Origin of the sequence: Novosphingobium aeonii, assembly GCF_052279045.1 — a bacterium.
In the GTDB taxonomy this organism is placed as follows: domain Bacteria; phylum Pseudomonadota; class Alphaproteobacteria; order Sphingomonadales; family Sphingomonadaceae; genus Novosphingobium.
In genome coordinates this window covers 3,060,902-3,086,067 of the sequence record NZ_CP176832.1, presented here as the reverse complement: position 1 = coordinate 3,086,067, position 25,166 = coordinate 3,060,902, and the positions used below count along the sequence as shown (strand labels likewise).

The following is a 25,166-nucleotide window of genomic DNA, read 5'->3' as shown; positions in this document are numbered from 1 at the left end:
GCGGTCAGGCGGTGTTCCGGGCCGTGGCCTTCCAGCGCGACAGGTCGAGCCCGCAGATCGCCTCCAGTGTCTCGATGTCGCGGGCGTAGTAATCGGTGAGCCGTTCGCGCAGGGCTGGGCTGAGCGGCGGATAGGTTATCTCGCGTGCCAGCAGGGAACGCACGTTCTCGAACACCTGCTTGCCGCGCAGTGGGCGCACGCTGTCCTTGAGCGGCGCCAGCGCCTTGCGGAGCGGCAGCGGCAGGATGGCGGCCTGGCTGTTGTTCTCGCGTTCCGCCGCGGCTTCCTTCCGGAACACCGGGGCGACGCCGATATGCGCCGAGACCGCCTCGACGATCCGCTGCGGGTGAACGGCCACGTCTTCGTAAAGGTAGATCAGGATCTGTTCGCGGGGGAACAGGTCGAACCAGCGGGACAAGTGGCGGGCGTAGAGGCCGTCTTCCAGAAACCGCGGATAAGGCGATTCGGCGCCCTGGAGGTAATCTTCGGGCGGGCCTTTCGCCTGTCCCCGGCGGAAGAACATCTTGTAGTCCGAATAGGCACGGGCCACCGGGTTGCGAAGCTGCAGCACCAGCCGCGCCTCGGGGAGCGTCTGGGCAATGCGGTGTGCGGCGAGCGGATGGGCGAGATAGTCCGCGGACTTCTCGCCGATCACTTCCGCGGTCTCGGGCCGGTCTCTGAAGAAACTGCGATACCATTGCTCGCCGTGATCGAATCCGGAACTGAAGTAATGGGGTTCCGGGTCGGGCATGAATATCTGCGGATTTTCCTGAAGGCGCGCCTGTATCCAGGTCGTGGCAGCCTTGACCGCGCCGATGACGATGAAATCGGGATGCCAGCTGGGAGCCTTCATTGCGCTTTCGTCTCCATCATCGTTTCGCGCAGCCCTTCGGCGATGCGCTCCATGTCTGCCGTGTTCAGCGTGTGATCGACGGGGAACATCAGCGTCCGTCTCCCCAGGCCGATCGCGTTGCCCAGCCCCCCGTCGCGGCGGATCGGGATGCCGGAAAGGGCGTGCTCGCGGCTCATGTCGGGGCACGATCCGCTTCCCGCCGGGATTCCCCGCGCCAGCAGCCCCGCCAGCACGAGACGGCGGCGTTCCTCCACGATATCGTCGGGGTCCGTCAGCTGGACATAGAACTTGTACCAGGCATGGCCGGCTTCGGATGGCACGGCAGGCAGGAGGATGCCGGGCACTTGCACCAGGAGATCGAGCAGGACCTGCGCATTGCGCCGCCGCGCTTCGAGCCAGCGCGGCAGCTTGGCGAGCTGGCAGCGGCCCAGCGCGGCCTGCATCTCCGTCATCCGGTAGTTCGAGCCCGGCGTGTCGTGAACGTAGCGGAAGGCGCCCGGCGTGCCGCCGCCGTCCACGGTCTTGAGGTAGTTCTTGCCATGGTCCTTGATGGCCCAGGCGCGCAGCCATGTCGGGTGATCGCGAAACAGCAGGAGGCCGCCTTCGCCGCCGGTGGACATGATCTTGTCCGTGCAGAACGAGAAGGACGCCGCCGCCCCGAAGGAGCCGACCGGACGCCCGCGCCAGGTTGCGCCGTGGGCCTGCGCGCAGTCCTCGATCAGGTGCAGGCCATGCGTGTCGCAAAGCTCCGCAAGCGCGTCCATGTCGCAGGGCCAGCCCGCAAGGTGGACGCAGATCATCGCTTTCGTGGCGGAATTCACCAGCCGCGCGGCCGAACGGGGATCGATGTTCTGGCTTACCGGATCGACATCGGCGAAGACGGGGATCGCGCCCACGGCCAGAACGCAGCTTGCCGTGGCGAAGAAACTGCGCGCGGGAACGATCACCTCGTCGCGCGGCCCGATCCCCAGCGCGCGCAGGGCCACTTCGAGAGTGAGCGTGCCGTTGGCGATGCACATGCCTTCCGGCATTCCGATGAAGCGGCTGAATTCCGCTGCGAACGCGCGATTTTCGGTGCCATGGACAAGGGCGTTGACCCTGCCGGACCGCAGCACTTGCGCCACGGCCTCGATCTCGTCGGGTTCGTGATGGGGCCAGCGGCTGTGCACCGGCCGTGGCCGGATAGCGGCCCCGGCGCTTCCGGCACGGCCGCCTGACGGTTCCTCGATCGGAGCCAATGCGGGCGTGGACGCAAGGTTCACCGGCTTCATCTCCTCAGGCCTTCAGCGGTTCGCCGGCGCCGCGCGGGGCGGACAGGCTTTCATTCTCGATCACCTCGAACCCCGCGCTTCCGCTCGGCACCTTGACCAGGGTATGCGTGATGCGGCGCGCCTCGGTATGGTCGCCCAGCTCCACCGCGCGGGCGAGGCGGTCGATGCTGCGGGAGATGAAGGGCAGGGGAATCGGCTTGGACTGCGCCTCGAAGATGCCCTTGATGCCGGAGGGAAGCTGTTCCTCGCAGATGTCGAACAGCTCCTCGTAGAGCTTTTCGCCGGGGCGCAGGCCCACGAATTCCACCGGCACGTCGATCTCCGGCTGAAGCCCGTAGAGCCGGATCATCCGGTAGGCGAGGTCCACGATCCGCACCGCCTTGCCCATGTCGAGCACGAAGATCGTGCCGCGCTGGGAGTTCTGGCTGAGCGCGGCGGAACTGCTCTGCAGGATAAGCTGGACCGCCTCGCGCACGGTCATGAAGAAGCGTTCGATATCGGGGTGCGTCACGGTGAGGGGCCGCCCCTCGCGCAGCTGGCGGTGGAACAGCGGCACGATCGAGCCGCTCGATCCCAGCACGTTGCCGAACCGCACGGTCATGAAGCGCGGCGCATCGGCATCGTCCACCCCGCACATGTCCAGCGCCTGGCTGTAAAGCTCGCCCACGCGCTTGGTCGCTCCCATCATGCCGACCGGGTTCACCGCCTTGTCCGTGGAAACCTGCACCATCGCCTTGGCCGAGAATTCGCAGACCGCATCGGCCACGATCCGGGTGCCCAGGATATTGGTGTGCACCCCGGCGCAGGGACTGGCCTCGACGATGGGCACATGCTTGAGCGCGGCGGCGTGATAGACGATCACCGGCCTGTGCTTCTCGAACACCCGGCGCACTTCGTCCCGCTCGCGGATGTTGCAGAGCTCCGGCTGGACATCGAGATCGGGGAACTGCTCGCGCAGCTTCATCTCGATGGCGTAGAGGTGGTATTCGCTATGCTCGACCAGCACGAGGCGCGAGGGGCGGAAGCTGGCGAGCTGCCAGCACAGTTCACCGCCGATCGTGCCGCCCGCGCCGGTGACGAGCACGCACTTGCCGGTGATCTGGCTGGTGATCTGCTCTCCCTCCAGCGTGAATTCGCTGCGGCCAAGCAGGTCCTTCACCGAAAGCTCGTCCGGCGATGTGCCGTGGTTCCGCTGGAGGATATGGCTCCAGCCATCGCGAATGCGCGAGAGTTCGAGGCCGAGATTGCGCGCGCGCGAGGTGAGGCGCGCCATTTCGCGGTTGGAAAGGTCGGTGCCGTCGTCGCAGGCGATCACCAGCGATGGGCGCCGTCCCTGAAGGTCCAGCGTCTCCACGGCATGGGCAAGATCGTCGTGGCTGCCGAGTACGGGAACGCTGGCGATCTGCAGCAGCGTGTCGTTCACCGAAGGCAGCAGGATGCCGCAGATCGACAGGCTGGGCGTCGATTCGCGCTTCAGCATCTCGATGATGGAGAGCACCCAGTCGGGAGAGCCGACCAGCAGCGCGCCGCGCAGGTTCTTGCCGTCGGAAAAGGCGGGCAGCGCCTTGGCGCCCTGCGTCAGCTTCTCGCGCAGGGCGCGCCGGGCGCCGCGCACGAAGAACAGCGCGGACATCGCGAACAGCCACTGTGCCAGCGCGATCTGCAGAAGCTGGCCATGCTCGGCGCGGACGCCGGGAACCAGCAGGATCGCCACCCAGGCCAGCGCGAAGGACGGTGCGGTCAGCATCGCCAGCTGGATGGCGTGGGCAAAGCTGAAATAGCGCCAGCTCCGCCGGTAGAGACCCGCCGTGTAGAACACCCCCACCACCACGAGCCCGAACGACAGGATTGCGCCGAGATGGCCGTCGGACTTGGGAAAGCCGGTCTTGCCGATGAGTTCGAACGCGAGGGCCAGGGTCAGGGCCACCACCACGAAATCGATCGTCATCAACACCGTGTTGCGAAAGGCGCGCCGCAGGCTGAACTGGGTGATCGACGATCGCGACCGCGCTTCGGACGAGCCGAACTTGCGCACGCGGAGGAACTTGTTCGCGGAACCGGAGGACATCGACGAGGCGCTGGCCCCCGCGGCGGTTTGGTTCATTGTTTCGACCTTCGCGTTTGTTCGGCCGCGTTTGTTTTGGCCGTATTGGCGTGACGCGCGGTTTTTCCCGGCGAGAAAACGTACCACTGCCCAGTCGGGCCTCATGTCGTTCATGATCTATTGACCATTCTCGGGCCGCGCACTTGTGCATGAAGTCATCAGCCGTAATTGCCGGGGCTCTTGCGAATAGGGGGCGATTTCGACTGTCGGGCAGAACTATGCCTCCAATGGAGCGCCAGTCCCGGTTCCCGCCCCTCCCTTAATCGCCGCCAGTCATCTCTATGGGCTATCAGCCGATAGGTTGCTTGCGGTCAGCGGCCCGGGGGCCATCATTCGGTCGACAAGGACGGGTGGTCACGCGGGGAGGGGCTTGCGCAGACCCGCCGCAGCGGCACCGTCCGTCAGCCTGGGGCTCGATTACGCAATGAAGGTACTTGTCCTGTCCAGTCTCGCCTATTCGCTCACGAATTTCAGGGGAGCGCTGCTGCGCGAACTGAAAGCGAACGGGCATGACGTGATTGCGGTGGCGCCTGACCGGAACCCGGCGGTCGAGGCGGACCTTTCGGCCTGGGGGGTCGGCCTGCGAATCGTGCCGATGGCCCGGACGGGGACCAATCCGGTGAAGGATGCGAGCCTCCTTTCGGCTTACCTGCGGCTGATGACCGCGGAGAAGCCCGATCTCGTTCTGGCCTATACGCAGAAGCCGATCATCTACGGCGGCATCGCCGCGCGGATGCTCTGCGTCCCGCGCTTCTTCGCGCTGATGTCGGGACTCGGCTATGTGTTCAGCGAGGGGAGCGGCGCCGGCAAGGCGCTGCGCTGGGCGGTGGCGCGGCTCTACCGCGAGGCCGTGCGCCGGTCGCGCGGCGTCTTCGTGTTCAACGCCGACGACCGCAAGGACATGATCGACCTGGGTATCGTCACGCCGCGCCAGAACGTGGTCCAGGTTCCCGGCTCCGGTATCGACCTCGAAAGGTTCCACCTCGAACCGCTGCCGCGCAACCGGCTTCGCTTCCTGCTGGTGGGGCGGCTCATGCGCGACAAGGGCATCTACGAGTTCGCTGAGGCGGCAAGGCAGATCAAGCTGGACCATCCGGACGTCGAATTCTGCGTGCTCGGCCATTACGAGCGGGACAATCCGACCGGGATCGACGAAGTGGAATGCGCCCGCCTCGCGCGGCAGTTCCCGGTGCAGTTCATTCCCGGAACCAGCGACGTGCGGCCCTATCTCGCCGGGTGCTCCGTCTTCGTGCTGCCGTCCTACTATCGCGAGGGGCTGCCGCGCACGATCCTCGAAGCGATGGCCACCGGGCGCCCCATCATCACCACCGACATGCCCGGTTGCCGGGAGCCGGTGATCGAGGGCGAGAACGGCTTCCTGGTGAAGCCGCGCGACGCCGGCGCTCTGCGGGCGGCGATGCAGCGCTTCGTCGATGCTCCGCAACTGGTGGCGGGAATGGCGGCGCGTTCGCGCGATCTCGTCGAGAAAATCTACGATGTGCGCAAGGTCAATCATCAGTTGCTCGACGAGATGGACCTCCTGCGCGAACCCTGGAACGAACCCGCGACGCTGCACGAGGCGCCCGACCCGCTGGACGATCTGCCGCGCAGCCCGGCCGGAATGCACGATGCGGCGACTTCACGGGCGATCGCCAGCTAATTTTCGACCGGGATCGAGCGGGGGCGCAAGGTCATGACGATGAAGGCAGTCGTAATCGGCGCAGTAGGCAGCACCGAAGTGCTGGTGGAGGAACTGGTCGCTGTACCGGGATGGGAGCTGACGATGATCGGCACGCTGCCGCCCGAGCTTCACGGGCGGCATTCCGACATCGTCGATCTTTCGGTGCTGGCCGGGCGGCACGGGGTGCGGCTGGCTCCCATCGCGCGAACCAACGATCCGCAAGTGCTGGACATGGTGCGCGCGGAGGCGCCGGACTATGTCTTCGTGGTCGGCTGGTCGCAGATATGCGGGCCGGAATTCCTCTCGATCGCGGCGAAGGGGGCCATCGGCTATCATCCCGCACCGCTTCCCCGTCTGCGCGGTCGGGCGGCGATCCCCTGGACGATCCTGCTCGACGAGCCGATTTCCGCCTCCAGCCTGTTCTGGATCGCCGAAGGCACGGACGACGGCGACATCCTTGCCCAGCAATACTTCCATCTCGCGCGGGACGAGACCGCGCAGGGGCTTTACGACAAGCACATGGCGGCGCTGCGTTCGATGCTGCGCGCGGTGCTGCCGGTGCTGGCGGCGGGAGATCAGCCGAGGCAGGTTCAGGACGAGCGCTATGCGACATGGGCGACGAAGCGCACCCAGGCGGACGGGCTGATCGACTGGCGCCAGCCGGCCTCGGCGATAGACCGCCTGATCCGCGCGGTGGGGCGGCCCTATCCGGGGGCCTTCACCCATGTCGCCGGGCGCAGGATCACCGTCTGGTCATCGCGCCCGGTTTCGGGCGGGGAGCGGCATCATGCCCTTCCCGGGCAGGTCATGGCGAACGGCGGCGGGGTACTGACCGTGCAGACCGGCGAGGGCCTGATCGAACTGGTCGACTGGGAAGTGGCGGAGGGCAGGCCGCCTGCGCTTCACGCCGTGTTGAAAGGATAGCGCTTGGCTTTGCAGCACTATGGAAAAGTCCTTGTCATCGCGCCGCATCCCGATGACGAAATCCTCGGCTGCGGCGGCACCATGGCGCGGATGGTCGAGGAAGGGCTGGACGTGCAGGTGGCGGTCATCACCAGCGGCCGCCCGCCCGCCTTCGCTGCCGACGGCGTGGCGAGAGTGCAGGCGGAAATGCGCAGCGCCCATGCTCATATCGGCGTGAGCCGCACGCATATGCTGGATTTCCCGGCCGCCTCGCTCGACATCGTTCCGGCCGCGGAACTGAACGCCGCATTCTGCCGGATCGTGCGGGACGTGCAGCCCGACACGCTCTTCGTGCCGTTTCTGGGAGACATCCATCAGGATCACCAGCTCGCCTTCCTCGCCTCGATGGTGGCGGCGCGGCCGCGGGATCGGCAAGTGCCGACACGGGTGCTCTGCTACGAGACGCTGTCCGAAACCAACTGGTACGCGGCGCCGATGACGCCGCCTTTCGTGCCCAACGTGCACATCGACATATCCGGCACGCTGCAACGCAAGCTCGATGCCTTTGCGATGTTCGAAAGCCAGGTCCGCCCCTTTCCCGACGAGCGTTCGCTCATCACGATCGAGGCGCTGGCCCGTCTGCGCGGTTCGACCGTCTACTGCGAAGCGGCGGAAGGCTTCATCCTCGTGCGCGCGATCGAGCGCTAGGGGCAGGACCTGTTAATCACGCCTGCGAGTGTCCCGGATGGATTTGACCAAAATGGCCCATCGCAGCGTCGGGAAGGCTTGAAATATCGACATATTCCAGCGCCTTCCCTTCTTGCGCTGAGCCATTTTGCCTCAAACCTCGATGGTGCCATTTATGAGTTTACGCCCTAGGCCGAATTCGTCCACGCCGCCTGGGTCGTAACGGCCCGGTCACGGCTGCGTTTTCTTGTCACACGCCGCCTGGCCTTCCGGGGGCGGATGCAGACGGCGATTCCGGTTTTCGCAAGAACCGGATTTTTCAGGCAGCGCTTCAGGTATCCCGGTGTATTCGGAAGTACCCGTTTTGGACAGTCGTCATGTAATGAGTATCTATTACGGTCATTACTTGGAAAAATCAGCGTAGCCGGGGCGGCTGCTTTGTCGTCCGCTTGCGGGATGGGGGCCTCCAGAAGCCTTCGGGACGGAGATTTACCGTGGCCCGCCAACGATTTTCGCTACCTCCGACGCGCTTCGTTAGCTGACGATCGGTCAGCCCGTAAGGTGACGGCCTGTTCGATCCGCAGGGCATTGACGGGATTCGGGCGATGGGCGGTGCCGCGGGCAGGTTCATGGCCCCGGCCGGCCTTGCGTGCGTGCAAACGCATCGATTGGTGGCTTTGCGGCGGATGGCCCGAATACGCGCAAGCACCGAAATTTGTGAGGGAAGAAGGCCGGACATTCCCGAGTCGCCTTGCTGAAACTGCCGATTTCCGGCTGCGATCCCGGATGATGGCGCCCATCGAACTTGAAGGTGATTCACCTTTGTGTCGATTGACGGTTGCGCAATTTACAGCGCGCAAAGTTAACATATTGAAATGGGTGAGTTTATATCTTTTATACCTCTTTCGGGGTAGGCTGTACCAGAATTATACGGTTCGCGTGTTACCTAGCCAAATGAACTTTCCGAAAGGGGCGTTATCATACTGAACATACGCCTCTTTTAAGAATATACGATTTATCCTTACGGAGCGGTAAGGTCGCCTGTCGGCCTCTCGACTTAAAGACGAGGATATGTTCTAAGGTGGTGTACCTAATGGTGTGGGGCTAAAAGGGGGACACGCAAGGGGGCTGACCACTCGGTCTGTTCATCCGGTGATTGTCACGTAAAGGTTCATTTCAGGATTTCGAGGTATCGAGATCTTGATGTTCCCTCCTGCATCCGGGTTACGTCAGGGTAATTCAAAAAAATCAATAAGACGTTTTGGGTCGTCCGTATTTCCGCATTCAAGGAGAGAAAGACGATGGCGAATTTCGAAGAAGTCTGCGTGACGATTGTCGGCTTCAATTCCCTTGTCAGAGAGGGAATCTGCAAGATCCTGAATACCTGCGAGTTCAGGTGTTCACGGTTCTTCAAGGACTGCGATGACGTTCTCGCCGGAGAGATCGGCCTTCCGATAGGCCTTACCATTTTTGACATGGGGACCTGTGGGGACCTGCTGGCGAGCCTGCCGGCGCTGAAGGATCGGCATCCCTACATGCGCGCCGTGCTGCTGGCCGACGAATTCGAATTCGGCCAGATGGTGGAAGCGTTCCAGCTTGGCGCTCATGCCTATCTGCTCAAGGAGATCGGTTCCGAGCCGCTCATCGAATCCCTTCGCTTGGTTAACCAGGGTGAAAAGGTACTGCCCAGCGCCCTGCTTCAGCACCTGCCGCAAAAGCAGGTCATGTCGGAAGGCCAGGCCGAAGTGCAGGTTCAGCTCAGCGAACTGCTTTCCGAACGGGAAATCGATACGCTGCGCTGCCTTGTGATGGGCTATCCCAACAAGGTGATCGCCTATCGGCTGGACATCAGCGAAGCCACCGTGAAGGTCCACGTGAAGGCGATCCTGCGCAAGCTCATGGTCCAGAACCGGACCCAGGCGGCAATCTGGGCGGTGAACCAGGGTGTCATCACGCAAGTCGGCGAATTCCGCGAAACGGCGGATTACGTGCCTGTCGAAGAAGTCAGCCGCGCTCCGGTGTCACTGGCGCTGGCACGCTGACATCGAGCATGGCCGGGGGTAACGCCCCGGCCTGCTGCCTCCGCGAAACCGGAGGCTTCAGCTTTCCCGAACCACGCAGCGAAAACCGATATGCGTCGTGGCCGTGTCGATCATCTCGGGATGGCGCGCGGCGGGGCGATAGCGCTGGCAGTAGTTCGCCGCGCAGAGGTGCGACCCTCCCTTGATGACCTTGCGCCCGATCCGCACCAGCGGTTGGGCGGGGTCGAAGCTGTCCTTGAGCTTGCCGCCGCGCGGATTGCTCAAGGCGCAGCAGGAACCGCCGGATTTCTTCGGCGCTTCCGGGCGCTCGGCCCACCAGTCGCGCGTCCATTCCCAGGTGTTGCCGATCATGTCGTGAAGGCCGTAGCCGTTCGCGGGGAAGGACCGGACCGGCGAAGTGCGCTCCCAGCCGTCGAGGCACTGGTTGGCAAACGGGAACAGGCCCTGCCAGTAATTGGCCATCATCCTGCCGTCGGGCGCGAGTTCGTCACCCCAGGCATAGTCGGCGTTTTCGAGACCGCCCCTGGCGGCGAATTCGAACTCGGCCTCTGTCGGCAGGTCCTTGCCCGCCCACTGCGCATAAGCTTCGGCATCGGCGTAGGCGACATGGACGACCGGATGATCCCAAAGACCAAGCGCATCGACATCGCTGCCCGGTCCGAGGGGATAGCGCCATGAGGCGCCGAATTCGAAGCTCCACCAGTTGGCGGGATTGGCCGTATCCACCGGCGTCGCGGTCTTGCGGAAAACCAACGATCCGGCTTGCGCCATTTCCGGCGACATGCCGGGATAGTCCCTGGGATCAGGGGCGATCTCCGCCACGGTCACATGGCCGGTCGCCTCGACGAAGCGGGCGAACTCGCGATTGGTGACGGGCACTTCGTCGATCCAGAAAGGATCGACAGTGACTCGCCGCAGGGGTGCTTCCTCGGGGTAGAACCTTTCCGAGCCCATCGTGAAGGTGCCGCCGGACACGCGGATCATGCCGTGCAGGCGCTCGCCGACTTCGGCCGAAGTCGGGGGCAGGATCTGGGTCATTCAGGAGCCTCTCTGTCGATCTCTGTCCTCTCTAGGTTCGCTTTGACCCCACGCCAAATGCGTATTGTCAAAGCGAGCCGGGAGACGGTGCGGATCGACGCCGGCTCAGCCGAGTTCCTTTTCCTTCTCGGCGTAGAGCCGTTCCAGTTCGGCGCGGCTCTTCTTTTCGGCGGCGGTCTTGAGCTGGCCGCAGGCCGCGTCGATATCGCGTCCGCGCGGGGTGCGGACCGGCGCGGAGATGCCGCCCTTGAACACGATGTCCGAGAACGTCCTGATCCGGTCCGGCGTCGAGCACTCGTACTGCGCGCCGGGCCAGGGGTTGAACGGGATCAGGTTGACCTTGGCCGGAAGGTTGTACTTCTTCAGCAGGCGGACCAGTTCGTGCGCGTCGGCGTCGCTGTCGTTCTTGTCCTTGAGCATCACGTATTCGAACGTGATGCGGCGCGCGTTAGAGGCACCGGGATAGTCGGCGCAGGCCTGGAGCAGGTCCTCGATGCCGTACTTCTTGTTGACCGGCACGATCTCGTCGCGGACTTCCTTGGTTACCGCATGGAGCGAGACGGCCAGGTTCACGCCGATTTCCTCGCCGCAGCGGGCCATCTGCGGGATCACGCCCGAGGTGGAGAGAGTGATGCGGCGCTTCGAAAGCGCGAGCCCGTCACCGTCCATGACCAGCTTGAGCGCGTCGCGCACGTTGTCGAAATTGTAGAGCGGCTCGCCCATGCCCATCATCACGATGTTGGTGAGCAGGCGGCCGTCCGAAGTGTAGCTGCCTTCCTCTTCGTCGTCAGCCGCATCCGCGCCGTCGATCCCGTCGCCGAAGCTGAAGTCCATGCGGCCCTTGGGCCATTCGCCCAGCGCATCGCGGGCCAGCATGACCTGGCCGACGATCTCGCCCACCGTCAGGTTGCGCACGAGGCGCATGGTGCCGGTGTGGCAGAAGCGGCAGTTGAGCGTGCAGCCGACCTGCGAGGACACGCAGAGCGTGCCGCGATCGGCATCGGGGATGAACACCATTTCGAAATCATGGGCGTCCGCCGTGCGCAGCAGCCACTTGCGGGTGCCGTCGCTGGAGTGCTGGGCTTCGACGATTTCCGGGCGGCCGATCACGAAGCGTTCTGCCAACCAGGGGCGCATGGTCTTGGCGATGTCGGTCATCGCCTCGAACTCGGTGACGCCACGGTGGTAAAGCCAGTGGTAGACCTGCTTGGCGCGCAGCTTTGCGGCCTTCGCGTCAAGCCCGGCGCTTTCGAACAGTTCCGCGATCCGCTTCTTCTGCAGGCCGATCAGGTCCAGCCGGCCGTCCTCGCGCGGCGTGACCCCTTCGACGAGGTTGGGGCGGGGCACCGGCACGGGGTCGATATGGCCCGGGATCGGCATGGGGGCGCCGGAATGGGAAACTGGGCCGGTGGCGCCGGAAAGGGTGTGGGTCGCGTCTGTCATGATTGGGCGGGCATATAGTGCATCCGGGATAAAAACGGAAGATGCGCGCGCATGGGGGCTCGCGCGAACTGCCGCAAAGCTTGCCGGGTTCCCGCCGCCGGGCGCTTGCCGGGGGCGCTCCGTCGATCAAGTGTGACCGAAAAACATCAGTGTTTTCGTTGTGTTAGGTTCAGGAAACCGAGCCCCCATGACGATCATTTGACCAGTCCGGACGGGCCGGTCGCCATCACGGATGCCCGCCCGAGAAAACAAGAATGGAGCATCCCATGAAGAAGATTCTCGTCTGCCTCGCCCTTGGAACCGCTGCCGGTACCGCCATCGCATCGGCTCCCGCCATGGCGCAGGATACCGGCCCGGCCCAGCCTTTCTCCGGCTTCCACGTCGAGGCGCTCGCCGGTTACGATGTGACTAAGGCCGGCAGCAGCGTCGATGACGACGTTAATGTCGACAACGACCAGTCGATCGACGGCTTCGCCTATGGCGTCGGCGCCGGCTATGACTTCCGCTCGGGCAACCTCGTCTTCGGTCCGGAAGCCGAAGTGACCTGGTCGACCGCCAAGACGAAGTTCAACGACGGCGATTTCGAAGGCTTCGGCATCGGCAACGTCAAGGCCAACCGCGACCTCTACGTCGGCGCCCGCGTCGGCTACGTCGTCACCCCCAGCACCATGATCTACGCGAAGGGCGGCTACACCAATGCCAAGTTCGACGTGCGCAACGCGGTCGGCACGGTCGAGACGAACCGCGATATCGATGCCGACGGCTGGCGGATCGGCGCGGGTGTCGAGCAGGCGATCACGAACAACGCCTTCGTAAAGCTCGAATACCGCTATTCGAACTACGAGAAGGGTGAACTCGACTACACCGGCGACATTCCGGACGGCAACCGCTTCAACCTCGACACTGACCGTCATCAGGTCATGGCCGGCGTCGGCGTTCGCTTCTGAGCCGCATCTAGATGCAGGAGAGAGGGCGGGGGCGAAAGCTCCCGCCCTTTTTCGTTGCGGTGGCGGAGCCGGCCTATGGCAGTTTGGCGCAGCCGATCAGGGCGGCGTCCATCGCCGAGGCCGCACCCGAAAGAGGCCAGGCATTGACGAAGCGTTTGCCCTGCCGGTCGCGCGCGGTGACGGTCATGCGCGGGGCGGAGCGCATGGCCGCGACGATGGCGGCATTGTCCTGCTCGTCGCGTCCCCAGGCATCGCCTTCACCCGAAGCGAGGATGAAGCGCTGTCCGCCCAGCGAAAGGGTGACTTGCGTGCCTTGCGCGATCCGGCGCGACAGCCGGAAATGCACTTGCCCGCGCGCGCCGCGCCGGGGCCATGTGCCGATCGCCGCGAAAGGCTGGTATTCCCGCGCCGCCGTGCTGGGTTCGGCCATGGCGATGGCATAGCAACGCGGGATCACCGGGTCGCGAAATGCCCCCCAACTGGCGTAGATTCCCAGACTTTCGCGTGCGAGCGCCGGAACACCGGGCAGGGCCAGAGCGAGGCAGGCAGCGGCGGCGGCCAGGTGGTGGAAGCGGATGACAGGCATTGAGGGCGGCTCATGGCACGAAAGCGGCACGCCCGAAAGCCTCAGTGAAGACGGGCGATCAGCGCCGAAACGCCAGCCTCCAGGCCGCCGTCATAGTCGCCTCTGCGAAAATGCGGCACCATCTCCTGCTCCATGATTTCACTGCAAACCGTATCGGGAAGTTGCTCGGTCATGCCTTTGCCGATCTCGATCCTTGCGCCGCGTTCCCGAGGCGCGACCAGCACGATGATTCCATCGTTCACGCCCTTCCGGCCGATACCCCAGCGGTTGCCGAGTTCCCGGGTGTAATCGGAGATCGTCTTTTCACCTAGCGACGGTGTGGTCACGACCACGAGTTGATGACCGGTGGTGCGTTCGAGAGCTTCGGACAGGCGGGTCAGGCGTTCCTCGGCATCGGATGTCAATGCTCCGGCGGCATCGTTCACTCGCCCTTGCAGGGTCAGCGGCGCACCGGAGGGTTGCTCGGTCGATGCGGCAAAGGGCGCGCCCGTCGCATCGGCATCGCCTTTGCAGCCGAGGGTCATGAGCAGGGACGCACCCAGGAGGAGGCCAGCGAAGCCGCGAAATTTCATGAAGAAATTCTGATCGGGCCAGAGGCAGCCGTCAAGCTGCCGGCACGATCGGGCTTGCGGGTATTCGATTTCCATGACTTCCCATTCCTTCTCGCCGGAAGGCAGGCGCACCATCTTCAGGTCGCCCACGGCGGCGCCGCGCAGGGCGCGGGCGATCGGCGCGCTCCAGCCGATCCGGCCCTTGGCAGCGTCTTGCTCGTCGTCGCCGACGATGGTGAGGGTCTTGTGGTTGTCGTCCTCGTCGGCGATGGTAACCGTGGCGCCGAAGAACACTTTGCCGCGCTCGGTCTGGTCCGCCGGGTTCACCACCCGCAGCGCCTTCATGCGGCGGGCGAGGTAGCCCAGTTCTCGGTCGATCTCGCGCATGCGCTTGCGGCCGTAGAGATAGTCACCGTTTTCCGAGCGATCTCCATTGCCCGCCGCCCAGGACACGATCTCGACGATCTCCGGGCGTTCCTTGCCGAGCAGGTGGTCGTAGCGGGCACGCAGCGCGGCCATGCCTGAAGGCGAGATAGGAGGACCGGCAGGTTTCATGACGAGATCCTTATAAAGCATTGCCGGTCCGGCCAAGTCCCTGATCCGCTTCGTCACCGGCTTGCGCGAAGTCTATTAGTCCGACAAAAGAGCGGCGAATGACGTACCGGGAATTGAGGATCAAGATGGATATTTCACGCCGCACTGCCTTGCTCGCCGCCGCTTCCGCGCCGCTGGCCGGGCTCGCCGCGAAGGCCGGCGCCCAGAACGGCGCACCGCAGGCGATCCTCGAACCGGCGCCCGGCGCCGCGCTCGCCCCGCGCCCACCGATGGGCTGGAACAGCTGGAACAGCTTCGCCGGGACCATTACCGAGGCGCAGGCGCTCGAAACCGCAGCGATCATGCGCACCAAGTTGCTGCCCTTCGGTTACGACGTCTTCACCGTCGACATCCAGTGGTACGAGCCGGAGGCCAGGAGCTACACCTACAACGCCAACCCGGTCCCGGCGCTTGACGCTCACGGCCGGATGATCCCCGCACCGAACCGCTTCCCGTCGTCAAAAGGCGGCAAGGGCTTTGCGCCGCTGGCCGCCAAGGTCCACGCCATGGGCATGAAGTTTGGCATCCACGTCATGCGCGGCATCCCGCGCCACGCCGTGAAGCTCAACCTTCCGGTGCTCGGCACCAAGCTGCGCGCGCAGGATATCGCCGACACCTCCAGCGTGTGCTCGTGGAACCCCGACATGTACGGCGTCGACATGAGCAAGCCCGGCGCCCAGGAATACTACGACAGCATCTTCAAACTCTATGCCTCCTGGGGCGTCGATTTCGTCAAGATGGACGACATGAGCCGACCATACGATGCCCACGCGCCCGAGATCGAGGCCGCTGCCAAGGCCATCGCCCGCTGCGGCCGACCCATCGTGCTCAGCCTCTCCCCCGGCGAGACCCCGGTCCTGCGCGGTGCCCACGTTCGCCAGCACGCACAGATGTGGCGCATTTCCGACGATTTCTGGGACGAATGGGCACAGCTCCACGCCCAGTTCACCCGCCTCGAAAACTGGACGCCGTTCCGTGGTCCCGGCTTCTGGCCCGATGCCGACATGCTCCCCCTCGGCCGCCTCGCGCTGGGAGACCGCGACACCCGCTTCACCCCCGACGAACAGCGCACGCTGATGACGCTCTGGTCGATTGCCCGCTCGCCGCTCATCATGGGGGGCGACCTGCGCCACCTCGACGCGCCGACACTGGCGCTGCTGACCAACCGCGAGGTGCTGGCGGTGAACCAGTCAAGCACCGACAACGCGCCGCTGTTCCTCGATGACGGCACCAAGGTCTGGACCGCGCGCGCGGAGGGCGGGGCGGATCGCTACGTGGCGCTGTTCAACGTAGCGGACCAGCCGCGCGAGGTGGGCGTGGCGCTCTCGCTGCTTGGTCTCGGGCGGAGAGCTTCGGTGCGGGATTTGTGGGAGGGCAAGGACCTTGGCCAGGTCGAAGGGCGCTTTTCGGCGCGGCTTGCTTCGCATGGGGCGGGGCTGTTCAGGGTGAAGGGCATTTAAACAGAGGAAGTTCTGGGAGATGATCCCCCAGACCCTCAAAATGTCAGAGTCGCGCGCGGCTTGACGTTTTGCGCTCCCTGCGGCGCAGCCAATAAGTCTCCCGACGCGACCATGGGCGCGCAGCGGATAGGCTGGGTATGACCTAGACGGTATTGGGGGTGCAGGGAGGCTATGCTCCCCTGCTTCTCGAAGCTTTTAAAACTTCACCCCGGCGACCGCTTCCCGATGAGCTGCGTAAGCGGCGTATTCCCGCGATAGCCCGACTGGCTCGGATACATCGATTCGTAGACCACGGCGTTCTCCAGCACGCGCTGGATGTAGTTCTTGGTCTCGTAGATGGGGATCTGCTCCAGCCAGTCGATCCAGTCGACCGCGCCGGTGCGCGGGTCGCCGTTGGCCGCGAGCCACTTGTTCACATTGCCCGCGCCGGCGTTGTAGGCGCCGACTGCCAGCGGCAGCGAGCCGCCGAAGTAGTTGCGCATGCGGGTGAAGTAAGCATCGCCGAGGCGGATGTTGTAGCTGGCGTCGCTGACCAGCTGGTTCTGGTCGTAGGCCATGCCGAGCTTGCCCGCCTGTTCGCGCGCGGTGGCGGGCATCAGCTGCATCAGGCCGCGCGCGCCGGCGTGGCTGAGCGCGTTCTGGGCGAACTGGCTTTCCTGCCGGGTGAGGGCGTGGACCATGGCGAAATCCGCGCCCGGCGGTACCGGGATCAGCGGATAGGCGATCTGTCCGAAGTCCTGGTATCCGTCGGAATGGGCGCTCTGGCCGAGGATGACGGCGAGATCGCGGCGGCCGATCTGCTGCGCCAGTTCGGCCACGAGGACGTGGTCGGCCTGGCTTTGCGCCTGATCCGAAATCTCCCGGAAGAACTGGACGGTGGTGCGCCAGTCGCCGTCGCGGGCAACATCGCGCACCGCATTGGTCAGCGGCTTGGCGAAAAAGGCGGAGCGCTCGGCCGGGGTAGGTACGGCGCGGGGGCGGGTGTCGAGATTGGGCAGGGGACGGCTCAGGCGTTCCAGCGCGAGCTGGCCATAGAAGTAGTGCGGGTAGGCGGCCGCCATCTCGAAGTAGCGATTGGCGCCTGCCGTGTCCCCGGCGCGGGCCAGCGCGCGGCCGGCCCAGTAGAAGCCCTTGGAGCGGGTGCCGGGCGTCTGCGCGGCGGCGCCATAGCGATAGAACAGCGGAGCGGCGCGGCGGGCATCGCCCAATTGCCACAGCGCCTTGGTGCCGCCCAGCCAGACAAGCGTCGTGTAATCGTCGCGCAGGCGATAGGAGAGCTGGCTGATATCGGTGCCGGGCGGAAAGGCATCGTCGATCCCGCTGGCGATGCGCACGGCGGCATCGGCGCCAGCGCCCTTCGCGGCGGTCAACAGTTCGCGCACCCACTTTTCCGGTTCGGGAACGGGGGATGTCAGCGTTGGACGAGTGGACAGGAGCGAGATTTCGGCAGGTAGATTGCCGGTTTTCCGCGCCTGAACCGCACGGGCATAGATATATCCGGCGTCGGCATTCATCTGCGGCGTCAGCGCGAGGCCGAGCGATCCCGCCGGCGAGCCCTGAAGCATCGCCAGCCGTTCCATGAACAGGGCGCGGCGTTCGGCCGAGACGAAGGAGACCTGCCGTTCGGCCTGGGAGGTTTCGCTCTGCCAGAGCAGGCGGTCCATCCGCGCGTCGTGATCGGCGGCGGTCAGGGTTCCGCGATATGTGGCGAGAATCAGCGCTTCATCATTGGGTGACAACGTGCCGCCCCGCCATGCCGCGATGGCACGCACTTGCGCATCCGGGCGGCGCAGCGTGGTCAGTGCCGCGGCATAGCGACCGGCTGCCTGATTGGAGAGTGGGGGATAGCGGCTGAAGAACGAGACGACCGAATTGGCGTCGGGTGACTGGTTTATCAGCGCACGCTCTGCCGAAGCGCGAATCTTGTCGGCTTGCGGATAGCCGGGATAGGTCATCAGGAAGCTGGCATAGCTGCCGAAATCGAACTGATCGGACGCCACAAGCTGGCGCCAGCGGTCGATCGACTGGTGCACCACCATGTCGTGCGACTGCATCGCACGGGCCTTGGCGAGATCCCATTCACGACCGTCCTGCGCGGCTGCGGGGCTCCCGAAAACGATGCCAGACAAGGCGGTCGAAGCAAGCAGGACGAGGGGGGCGGCACGCTGCATGCTGGACATTTTGGGAAAAGGCTCCTTATCAGGCGCTGAACATCGGGTCCGTTGGCCCGATCATTGAACATCAGGTGAGGTAAAGTCCATGTTCTCGGGTTCCATTCCTGCGCTTGTTACACCGTTTCGCGACGGAGCGTTCGATGAGCAGGCTTTTCGGCGACTCGTGGACTGGCAGATCGAGTCGGGTTCTTCCGCGCTCGTTCCCTGTGGGACCACCGGCGAAAATTCGACGCTCTCGAACGCGGAGCATCACCGCGTCATCGAAGTCTGCATCGAACAGGCCGCGGGCCGGGTGCCGGTGATCGCGGGTTGCGGCAGCAACGACACGATGAATGCGCTGCTGCACATGAATTTTTCGAAGAAGTGCGGTGCTTCGGCCGCGCTGCTGGTGGCGCCCTACTACAACCGCCCGAGCCAGGACGGTCTGCTGGCCCACTTCAGCTACCTTGCCGAACACAGCGATCTGCCGATCGTGCTTTACAACGTTCCCGGCCGCACGGTCACTGACCTGCTGCCCGAAACGGTTTGCGAACTCGCGCGGCGCTATCCCGACCGGTTCATCGCCATCAAGGATGCCAGCGGCGACCTGTCGCGCGTGACCGATCACCGCATGGGGATCGGCAAGGGCTTCGTGCAGCTTTGCGGCGACGATGAGCTGGCCCTGCCGTTCAACGCGGCCGGCGGCGTGGGCTGCATCTCGGTGACGGCGAACGTCGCGCCGAAGCTCTGCGCGGAATTCCAGGCGGCCTGCGCGGCCAATGACCTCGAAGAGGCGCGCCGCCTTAACGACCTGCTCTATCCGCTGCACTATGCGATGTTCGAGGACAGCTCGCCCGGCCCCTGCAAGTATGCCTTGGCGCAGGTCCATGACTGGATCGAGAACGAACTGCGCCTGCCGCTGGTCCCTTGCAGCGAAAAGGCACGCACGGCGGTGGACGAAGCGCTGGTCCACGCCGGTCTGCTCTGAACAAAGGCATGATATCCCAGGTCCCCCGGATCGTCTCCGGGGGACCTGGGGTTTTCTGGACGGCTCAGTCCGCCGGGTTGTATTTCTGCACGAAGCGCATGGTTTCCAGCAGCATGCGTTTGCGCGTTTCCTCACGGGACAGCCAGTGGTCCTCACCCGGAAGCGTTACCAGTTCATAAGGCTTACCCGCGTCCTTGAGCGCTTCCGCCATGGCCTGGCTCTGGCGATAGGCGACCACGGTATCGTCCTTGCCGTGGATCAGCAGGACCGGCGCATCGGCCTTCGCGGCGAACCGGCGCGGTGAAACCTCGCCATAGCGCTTCGGATCGCCGAGCTGTTCGCGCAGCGCCTTGCCGAGCATCTTGGAATCGCCGCTCTCCCGCACATCGGTGCTGTACATCATCGGAAGGTCGGCGACGCCTGCAACGGCCACGGAACAGCGATAGAGCCCGTTCTGGAGCGTGACCCCCGCCAGGGCCGCATAGCCGCCATAGCTTGCGCCGACGATGCAGGCGCGCCTCGGATCGACCAGCCCGCGCTTTGCCAGTTCCGCGACGCCGTCCGAAATGTCGGTCTGCATCTTCCGGCCCCATTCGCCGTCGCCAGCATGGCGGAACGCGTCCGATCGCCCTGTCGAGCCCCGGAAATTGGGTTGGAATACCGCATATCCGCGTGAAGCGAATGCCTGAGCCCACCAATCGAATTCGGGCTTGTCGTGTGCGGCCGGGCCGCCATGGGGCAGCACGATCAACGGGAGGTTCTTGGCTTCGCGGCCGGGAGGCAAGGTCAGGACCCCGTCCATTTCCAGCCCGTCCTGCGCGGTATAATTGACCAGCGAGATCGGGCCGACCTGTTCGGGCGCGATCTTGGGGCGCTCATCGCCGATGGGGTCCGCGCGCCGATTGGGTACGTCCACGAGGAACCAGGTGCCGCTGTCCTTGTTGCCGGTGGTCCTTACGACCACCTTCGAAAAGTCCGGTGTCCAGTCTACCAAATGGGCTTCGCGGCCGGAGAACGCGCGGAATATCCGGGTCAGCGCACTCTGGTGGGCGGGATCGTCCATTACGGTCTTCCGGCTTTCCCCCGACATCCGGTAGCCGATCATGTTGCCGGTGCTGCGATCGACGAACAGCCGTTCTATGGCGATATCGTTCAGGATTTCCCTGGACTCGCCGCCGGCCAGCGGGACTTCGAACCAGCGGTCGTTACCGTCCTCGTCCTCGACCTGGTAGATCACGGTCGAGCCGCCCTTGCCGAAGGAGACGAGGCTGACGTCGCCGGTCGGGTCCACGCCGCGCGCCAGTTCCTGTCCCTTGGCCGGGGTGATTTTCCAGACGCCGGTGGATTCGGAGATGTCCAGGGTCACGGCAACGTTGCCGGCCGCATCGACCAGCCAGTCCCGATAGTGATTTTCGGCCGGTGCCGCGGCGGCAATCCGCGCCCGATTGGTCTGTATGTCCACTGCGTAGAGTGTGGCGCGGCCATGGCGGAAGCGGGTTTCCCCGCCATCGACGTCGAGCGCGAGGCCGCCGAAATAGCCTACGGTGCGGCCGGCGATGTTGCGGATGCCGTAGCGGCCTCGCGTGGTCTTCGCGATGGCCTGGTTCTTTGCGAAGACAAGGCCGGATTCGTTGCCCGGCTTCATGGGCAATATGATCGTGCCGCTGAGTTCGTATTTTGCGGCAGCGAAGCCGAAGAGCGAAACCGTGCTGCTGTTGGTCAGCAACACGGTATCACTGTCCGCCCATTCGATGGCGCGCACCTTGGTCTTGCCGGACGAACCGTTCAGCAGGGGCTTGCCGTCCTTCATGACAATGACGCGGCGATCGCCTTCGTCCTGCGCGACGGTGGCGATGGCCTGGCCGTCAGGTGAAATGGCAACGTCCTCGATTCGAGGTAGTTCTCCATAGGCATCGAGCGGCGGTGCTTCCGGCGCAGCCATGGCATGTGCTGGATCAAGAACAAGCAAGGCGGACGGCAGAACCGACCGGAGCAGCATTCTCACGTAAATATCCCCCATTTGTTCTTGGTTATTCCGAGGGAATTTCCCCTTTGCAAGGGTGATTTACTGGTCACTAGGCGTTAAATTGCATTCATCTAAGGCCAACTACTTAGGTTCGTTCAACCGGGCGGGCCGGGGAGCCGAACGCCTTACCGGGCGACGGATCGGATGTGGCACACATCATGACGAAAGAGCGCAAACGGGGCGTTTCCTTTTTGCGCGCGAATCCCTACATGCCGGGACATCATGGCACGTCCGCAACACAAGACATTCGACAAGCACAAGAGCGTCGCGGAAAACCGCAGGGCCCGCTTCGAGTACTACATCGAGGAAACCTTCGAGGCCGGCATCGCGCTGACCGGCACCGAGGTCAAATCGCTGCGGTTCGGCGAGGGTTCGATCGCGGAGTCCTACGCCGAGATCAAGAACGGCGAATGCTGGCTGGTGAACTCCAACGTTCCCGAATTCAGCCACGGCAACCGTTACAATCACGTGCCGAAGCGCCCCCGCAAGCTCTTGCTGCACGAGCGGGAAATCTCGCGTCTGCAAGGCTCGGTGGAGCGCAAGGGCATGACGCTCGTGCCGCTCTCGATCTATTTCAACGGACGGGGGCGCGCGAAAGTCGAACTGGCGCTCGCCAAGGGCAAGAACGCGGCCGACAAGCGCGACACGATCAAGGAACGCGACTGGAAGCGGGAGCAGGGCCGCCTCCTGCGCGAACACAAGTGAGCACGCTGCTGCACCGCCTGGGTGCCTGGCTGCATGGCCAGATGCCCACGCATGCGCAGCTTGAGGCGAATCGCTTCACGGCGCCCTTCACGCGCCGCCCCGAACTGTTCCGCTTTACCCGCCGGTCCGTGCCGCGCGGCGTGGCGGTGGGCATGTTCATCGGCATCTTCGCACTGATTCCGGGAGTCCAGATCGTGGGCGCAGCGCTGATGTGCGTGCCGTTCCGCGGGAATATTCCGCTGGCTGCCGCCGTCACCTTCATCAGCAATCCGGTGACGACCCTGCTTATCATTCTCCCCGTGGCGGTCGCGATCGGCAACAGCTTCGGGTACCACGCCGATATCGCGACGGTAGAGGCGATGGTGCGTGAAGGCGCGGGTCTGGCCGAGTGGCGCAACTGGCTTGTCTCCGACACCGCCCCGGCGGTGGTGATCGGCCTGTTCATCCAGTCGGTGGTGGCCGCGTTCGTCAGCTACTTTCTCACGATGTGGTTCTGGCGCTACTGGATCGGGCGCAAGCATCGGGCGCGCCGCCACCGCTCGTTGTTCCGCCATGGCGAGGGTTCGGCGCCCGAAAAGGCCGGCGACACGGAAGGTACGGAAGGAATCGCATGAACGCAGGCCGGCAGCGCATCGGCGGACTTTCCGACACGGCGGTCGTCGGGATCGCTCTGGTGGCGAGCGCGGCGCTGGTCTGGCTGGTGAGCGGAGACGGGTTGCTCGTCTCCGTCCTTGTAGCCGTGCTGATCGCCTTCTCCGCCCTCGCATGGCTGGTGGCCAACCGCCGCCCGCAAGCGGCAGAGACCGAATTCGCGCAGCCCGACTGGTCGGTTACGGTGGCAGCGATAGACCGTTCCGACACTGCGATCGTGGTGACGGACCGGGCCGGGCGCCTCGCCTGCGCCAATGGCAGCTTCGAGCTGTGGTTCGGTACCGCCAATCCCCCGCCCAGGCTGCCGGTGGACGATGCCGGCCTGGAGCGTCTCACCGATGCCGTGCGCGCGGCTTGGCGGGACGGGCACGCCCGTGCCGACGTGCGTTCGGAAGGCGATCACGCGGCCGACTGGCGCGTGGAAATCCAGCGCTCTGGCCGGGCCGACGACTTTCTGGTGTGGCGTATCCAGCCGGTCAGCTCGGTTGACCTCGTGGGGGAACTGGTCCGGCAGATAGACGGAAAGCTCGGCAAAGGGCTGGCCCGCGCCGGGATTTCGGCGGCGCTCGTCGATCCTGACGGCATGATCCGCGCAGCGAGCGCGGGCTTTGCCCAGCGCGCGACCGGAGACGTGCTGGCCGACATGACCGGCCTGGATTTCGTTTCGCTCATCAGCCAGGACGAGGGCGAACGGATCGGCTGGGCGCGCGATACGGGGCGCGGCGGGCCGCTGGTGCTCTATCACGTTCCCGTGGCCGATCCGGATTCGCCCGTCGAACCCGATCCCAACACCACCCCTTCGCTGATGCTGGTGATGGAGGCGGGACAGGGTATTGGCGCTGGCGGCGGCGGTGGAACTGCTGCGCCGCATCTCGAAGCCCTGCTCAGCCAGTTGCCGCTGGGCCTTGCCATGGCCGACCGGGACGGCCGGCTGCTTTTCGCAAACCCCGCCTTCATGCGCGCGGCCGGGCAGGAGGGGCAATCGCCCCCGACTTATCCTACCGACCTGGTCGTGCGGGATGACAAGCGGGCGCTGTCCGAGGCGATCCGGCGCTTTGCGCAAGGACCGGCCGCGGCCGGCGATATCGCAGTGCGGCTTTCCAGTCAGCCTGACGATCCGGTATCGCTCAGCCTGGCCGGCGTGCGCGGCCTCGGCGAGGCGGCCGTACTGCTCGGCCTTACGGATACTTCGGAGGAAACGCGGCTCAAGCGGCAGGTCGCTCAGGCCACCAAGATGCAGGCCGTTGGCCAGCTCGCAGGCGGCGTTGCGCACGATTTCAACAACGTGCTGACGGCGATCCTGGGCACCTGCGATCTCATGCTGATGCGCCATACGCCCGGCGATTCCGACTATGACGATATCCAGCAAATTCGCGCGAATTCCAATCGCGCGGCGTCGCTGACGCGGCAATTGCTCGCGTTCTCCCGCCAGCAGACGCTGCGGCCCGAAGTGCTCCAGCTTCCCGACGTGGTGGCGGACGTTTCCCAGATGCTGCGCCGCCTGATCGGCGAGAAAATCCAGCTGGTCGTCAGTCACGACCGCGACCTTGGGCCCGTGCGGGCCGACCCGACGCAGCTTGAGCAGGTGATCGTCAACCTTGCCGTCAACGCGCGCGATGCGATGCAGATGCGCAAGGGCAGCGATGGTTCGGGCACGCTGACGCTCGCCACGCGGCGCATCACCAATACCGATGTGCGTGCGATGCGCAGCGAGATCATCCCGGCGGGCGACTATACCGCGCTCATCGTCGAGGATACCGGCGGGGGTATTCCGCCCGAGCATCTCGGCAAGATCTTCGAGCCTTTCTTCACCACCAAGGAGCAGGGCAAGGGCACCGGCCTCGGGCTTTCGACGGTCTATGGCATCGTCAAGCAGTCAGGCGGCTTCATCTTCGCGGAGAGCGAAGTGGGCAGGGGGACGCGCTTCGTCGTCTATCTGCCGGTCCACCATGTTGCGCCGGGGGCGGCGGCTGCGCCCGCACCGGTAGAGGAAGTGGAGGCGGAACCCAGCCAGTGGGCGGGCGGCGGCACGATCCTGCTGGTGGAGGACGAGGATCCCGTGCGCATCGTTGCGGAGCGGGCGCTCACCCGGCAGGGCTACGAGGTGACGTGCGCGCGCGATGGCGAGGAGGGGCTTGAACTGGTGCAGGAAGGCGGCCGGTTCGACCTGGTGGTTTCCGATGTGGTGATGCCCTCGCTCGATGGTCCGGCCATGGCGCGGGAGATCCGCCGCATTGCGCCGGACCTGCCGGTGCTGTTCATGTCGGGCTATGCGGAGGAGCAGCTGCGCAAGGAAATCGGCATCGCCAATGCGTGGTTCATGCCGAAACCCTTCTCGGTTCAGCAGCTCTCTGAAAAAGTCGGGGATGTTCTCGCACGCACGGCAGGCGGCGTTAAAAATAGGAAATAAGCCGGTGTTCGCCTCTTGTTCCGTGAGAACAAAGGCGATACATAGCTTCCCGCGACGTTGACCTTTCCGGTCA

General features: G+C 64.7%; 18 protein-coding genes and 2 pseudogenes. 10 read left to right on the top strand and 10 right to left on the bottom strand.

Going from position 1 to position 25,166, the window contains the following annotated elements; translation table 11 throughout:
• Positions 1 to 4: 4 nt before the first annotated feature.
• The 3 genes from ACLIMP_RS14755 to ACLIMP_RS14745 are packed head-to-tail and all read right to left on the bottom strand — an operon-like array spanning position 5 to position 4,228.
• Positions 5 to 853, bottom strand: coding sequence for a sulfotransferase family protein (locus ACLIMP_RS14755; RefSeq protein ID WP_054436311.1), 849 nt, complete (start codon positions 851 to 853; stop codon positions 5 to 7).
• Entirely contained in the window at positions 850 to 2,115 is a 1,266-nt protein-coding gene (locus ACLIMP_RS14750) for a DegT/DnrJ/EryC1/StrS family aminotransferase (RefSeq protein ID WP_324696424.1), read from the bottom strand. The genes ACLIMP_RS14755 and ACLIMP_RS14750 overlap by 4 nt, the downstream gene beginning before the upstream one ends.
• Positions 2,116 to 2,128: 13 nt before the next feature.
• Complete coding sequence (locus ACLIMP_RS14745) at positions 2,129 to 4,228, bottom strand: nucleoside-diphosphate sugar epimerase/dehydratase (RefSeq protein ID WP_324696422.1); 2,100 nt, start codon at positions 4,226 to 4,228, stop codon at positions 2,129 to 2,131.
• 370 nt (positions 4,229 to 4,598) lie between these two features.
• Between ACLIMP_RS14745 and ACLIMP_RS14740 the strand changes: the two genes are divergently transcribed.
• The 4 genes from ACLIMP_RS14740 to ACLIMP_RS14725 all read left to right on the top strand — a co-directional run bounded on the left by ACLIMP_RS14740 (position 4,599) and on the right by ACLIMP_RS14725 (position 9,541).
• The gene (locus ACLIMP_RS14740; protein ID WP_185996871.1) at positions 4,599 to 5,888 is read left to right on the top strand and encodes a glycosyltransferase family 4 protein; all 1,290 of its coding nucleotides are present in this window, start codon (positions 4,599 to 4,601) and stop codon (positions 5,886 to 5,888) included.
• A 39-nt stretch (positions 5,889 to 5,927) separates the two neighbouring features.
• Positions 5,928 to 6,833 carry a methionyl-tRNA formyltransferase gene (locus ACLIMP_RS14735; RefSeq protein ID WP_324696419.1) on the top strand — a complete coding sequence of 302 codons (906 nt, stop codon included), beginning with the start codon at positions 5,928 to 5,930 and terminating at the stop codon, positions 6,831 to 6,833.
• 3 nt (positions 6,834 to 6,836) lie between these two features.
• Positions 6,837 to 7,520: a PIG-L deacetylase family protein gene (locus ACLIMP_RS14730; protein ID WP_054436306.1), complete on the top strand. Its 684-nt coding sequence runs from the start codon at positions 6,837 to 6,839 to the stop codon at positions 7,518 to 7,520.
• Positions 7,521 to 8,800: 1,280 nt separating this feature from the next.
• The gene (locus ACLIMP_RS14725; RefSeq protein WP_054435814.1) at positions 8,801 to 9,541 is read left to right on the top strand and encodes a LuxR C-terminal-related transcriptional regulator; all 741 of its coding nucleotides are present in this window, start codon (positions 8,801 to 8,803) and stop codon (positions 9,539 to 9,541) included.
• A 57-nt stretch (positions 9,542 to 9,598) separates the two neighbouring features.
• Here the strand turns inward: ACLIMP_RS14725 and ACLIMP_RS14720 are convergent, their stop codons facing one another.
• Positions 9,599 to 10,525, bottom strand: coding sequence for a formylglycine-generating enzyme family protein (locus ACLIMP_RS14720; protein WP_324699068.1), 927 nt, complete (start codon positions 10,523 to 10,525; stop codon positions 9,599 to 9,601).
• 159 nt (positions 10,526 to 10,684) lie between these two features.
• Positions 10,685 to 11,959, bottom strand: coding sequence for a 23S rRNA (adenine(2503)-C(2))-methyltransferase RlmN (gene rlmN, locus ACLIMP_RS14715; RefSeq protein WP_324699067.1), 1,275 nt, complete (start codon positions 11,957 to 11,959; stop codon positions 10,685 to 10,687).
• 329 nt (positions 11,960 to 12,288) lie between these two features.
• Here rlmN and ACLIMP_RS14710 point away from each other — a divergent pair, with 329 nt between their 5' ends.
• The gene (locus tag ACLIMP_RS14710; protein WP_054435839.1) at positions 12,289 to 12,969 is read left to right on the top strand and encodes an outer membrane protein; all 681 of its coding nucleotides are present in this window, start codon (positions 12,289 to 12,291) and stop codon (positions 12,967 to 12,969) included.
• Positions 12,970 to 13,042: 73 nt separating this feature from the next.
• Here the strand turns inward: ACLIMP_RS14710 and ACLIMP_RS14705 are convergent, their stop codons facing one another.
• The 3 genes and pseudogenes from ACLIMP_RS14705 to greB all read right to left on the bottom strand — a co-directional run.
• Positions 13,043 to 13,555, bottom strand: coding sequence for a hypothetical protein (locus ACLIMP_RS14705; RefSeq protein WP_324696413.1), 513 nt, complete (start codon positions 13,553 to 13,555; stop codon positions 13,043 to 13,045).
• Positions 13,556 to 13,596: 41 nt separating this feature from the next.
• Positions 13,597 to 13,968 (bottom strand): annotated as a pseudogene (locus ACLIMP_RS14700) (TPM domain-containing protein); the annotation flags it as partial.
• Between the two features lie 216 nt (positions 13,969 to 14,184).
• Positions 14,185 to 14,661: pseudogene (greB, locus tag ACLIMP_RS14695) on the bottom strand (transcription elongation factor GreB); the annotation flags it as partial.
• A 125-nt stretch (positions 14,662 to 14,786) separates the two neighbouring features.
• On the opposite strand from greB, the gene ACLIMP_RS14690 reads away from it, so the two are divergent.
• Positions 14,787 to 16,160, top strand: coding sequence for a glycoside hydrolase family 27 protein (locus ACLIMP_RS14690; RefSeq protein ID WP_443478169.1), 1,374 nt, complete (start codon positions 14,787 to 14,789; stop codon positions 16,158 to 16,160).
• Between the two features lie 203 nt (positions 16,161 to 16,363).
• Here the strand turns inward: ACLIMP_RS14690 and ACLIMP_RS14685 are convergent, their stop codons facing one another.
• Positions 16,364 to 18,340, bottom strand: a complete 1,977-nt coding sequence (locus tag ACLIMP_RS14685) for a lytic transglycosylase domain-containing protein (protein WP_185996874.1) — start codon at positions 18,338 to 18,340, stop codon at positions 16,364 to 16,366.
• Positions 18,341 to 18,419: 79 nt separating this feature from the next.
• Here ACLIMP_RS14685 and dapA point away from each other — a divergent pair, with 79 nt between their 5' ends.
• Positions 18,420 to 19,301: a 4-hydroxy-tetrahydrodipicolinate synthase gene (dapA, locus tag ACLIMP_RS14680; RefSeq protein WP_054435818.1), complete on the top strand. Its 882-nt coding sequence runs from the start codon at positions 18,420 to 18,422 to the stop codon at positions 19,299 to 19,301.
• 64 nt (positions 19,302 to 19,365) lie between these two features.
• Here dapA and ACLIMP_RS14675 read toward each other — a convergent pair whose 3' ends face one another.
• Entirely contained in the window at positions 19,366 to 21,243 is a 1,878-nt protein-coding gene (locus ACLIMP_RS14675; RefSeq protein WP_324696403.1) for an alpha/beta hydrolase family protein, read from the bottom strand.
• Between the two features lie 306 nt (positions 21,244 to 21,549).
• Here ACLIMP_RS14675 and smpB point away from each other — a divergent pair, with 306 nt between their 5' ends.
• Genes smpB through ACLIMP_RS14660 form a run of 3 tightly spaced genes read left to right on the top strand, consistent with a single transcriptional unit; the run spans position 21,550 to position 25,093 of the window.
• A complete protein-coding gene (gene smpB / locus ACLIMP_RS14670) occupies positions 21,550 to 22,032 on the top strand; it encodes an SsrA-binding protein SmpB (RefSeq protein ID WP_054435819.1) in 483 nt (160 codons plus the stop codon).
• Positions 22,029 to 22,646 carry a DUF2062 domain-containing protein gene (locus ACLIMP_RS14665; RefSeq protein WP_054435820.1) on the top strand — a complete coding sequence of 206 codons (618 nt, stop codon included), beginning with the start codon at positions 22,029 to 22,031 and terminating at the stop codon, positions 22,644 to 22,646. The genes smpB and ACLIMP_RS14665 overlap by 4 nt, the downstream gene beginning before the upstream one ends.
• Positions 22,643 to 25,093 (top strand): hybrid sensor histidine kinase/response regulator, encoded by a 2,451-nt coding sequence (locus ACLIMP_RS14660; protein WP_185996876.1) that lies wholly within the window; start codon positions 22,643 to 22,645, stop codon positions 25,091 to 25,093. The genes ACLIMP_RS14665 and ACLIMP_RS14660 overlap by 4 nt, the downstream gene beginning before the upstream one ends.
• Positions 25,094 to 25,166: the final 73 nt, after the last annotated feature.

Coding starts and splice junctions, on each gene's coding strand:
- ACLIMP_RS14755 (WP_054436311.1), bottom strand. CDS start 853: ATGAAGGCTCCCAGCTGGCATCCCGATTTCATCGTCATCGGCGCGGTC.
- ACLIMP_RS14745 (WP_324696422.1), bottom strand. CDS start 4,228: ATGAACCAAACCGCCGCGGGGGCCAGCGCCTCGTCGATGTCCTCCGGT.
- ACLIMP_RS14735 (WP_324696419.1), top strand. CDS start 5,928: ATGAAGGCAGTCGTAATCGGCGCAGTAGGCAGCACCGAAGTGCTGGTG.
- ACLIMP_RS14725 (WP_054435814.1), top strand. CDS start 8,801: ATGGCGAATTTCGAAGAAGTCTGCGTGACGATTGTCGGCTTCAATTCC.
- ACLIMP_RS14720 (WP_324699068.1), bottom strand. CDS start 10,525: ATGATCCGCGTGTCCGGCGGCACCTTCACGATGGGCTCGGAAAGGTTC.
- rlmN (WP_324699067.1), bottom strand. CDS start 11,959: ATGCCGATCCCGGGCCATATCGACCCCGTGCCGGTGCCCCGCCCCAAC.
- ACLIMP_RS14710 (WP_054435839.1), top strand. CDS start 12,289: ATGAAGAAGATTCTCGTCTGCCTCGCCCTTGGAACCGCTGCCGGTACC.
- ACLIMP_RS14705 (WP_324696413.1), bottom strand. CDS start 13,555: ATGCCTGTCATCCGCTTCCACCACCTGGCCGCCGCCGCTGCCTGCCTC.
- ACLIMP_RS14690 (WP_443478169.1), top strand. CDS start 14,787: ATGGATATTTCACGCCGCACTGCCTTGCTCGCCGCCGCTTCCGCGCCG.
- ACLIMP_RS14685 (WP_185996874.1), bottom strand. CDS start 18,340: ATGTCCAGCATGCAGCGTGCCGCCCCCCTCGTCCTGCTTGCTTCGACC.
- dapA (WP_054435818.1), top strand. CDS start 18,420: ATGTTCTCGGGTTCCATTCCTGCGCTTGTTACACCGTTTCGCGACGGA.
- ACLIMP_RS14675 (WP_324696403.1), bottom strand. CDS start 21,243: ATGGCTGCGCCGGAAGCACCGCCGCTCGATGCCTATGGAGAACTACCT.
- smpB (WP_054435819.1), top strand. CDS start 21,550: ATGGCACGTCCGCAACACAAGACATTCGACAAGCACAAGAGCGTCGCG.
- ACLIMP_RS14660 (WP_185996876.1), top strand. CDS start 22,643: ATGAACGCAGGCCGGCAGCGCATCGGCGGACTTTCCGACACGGCGGTC.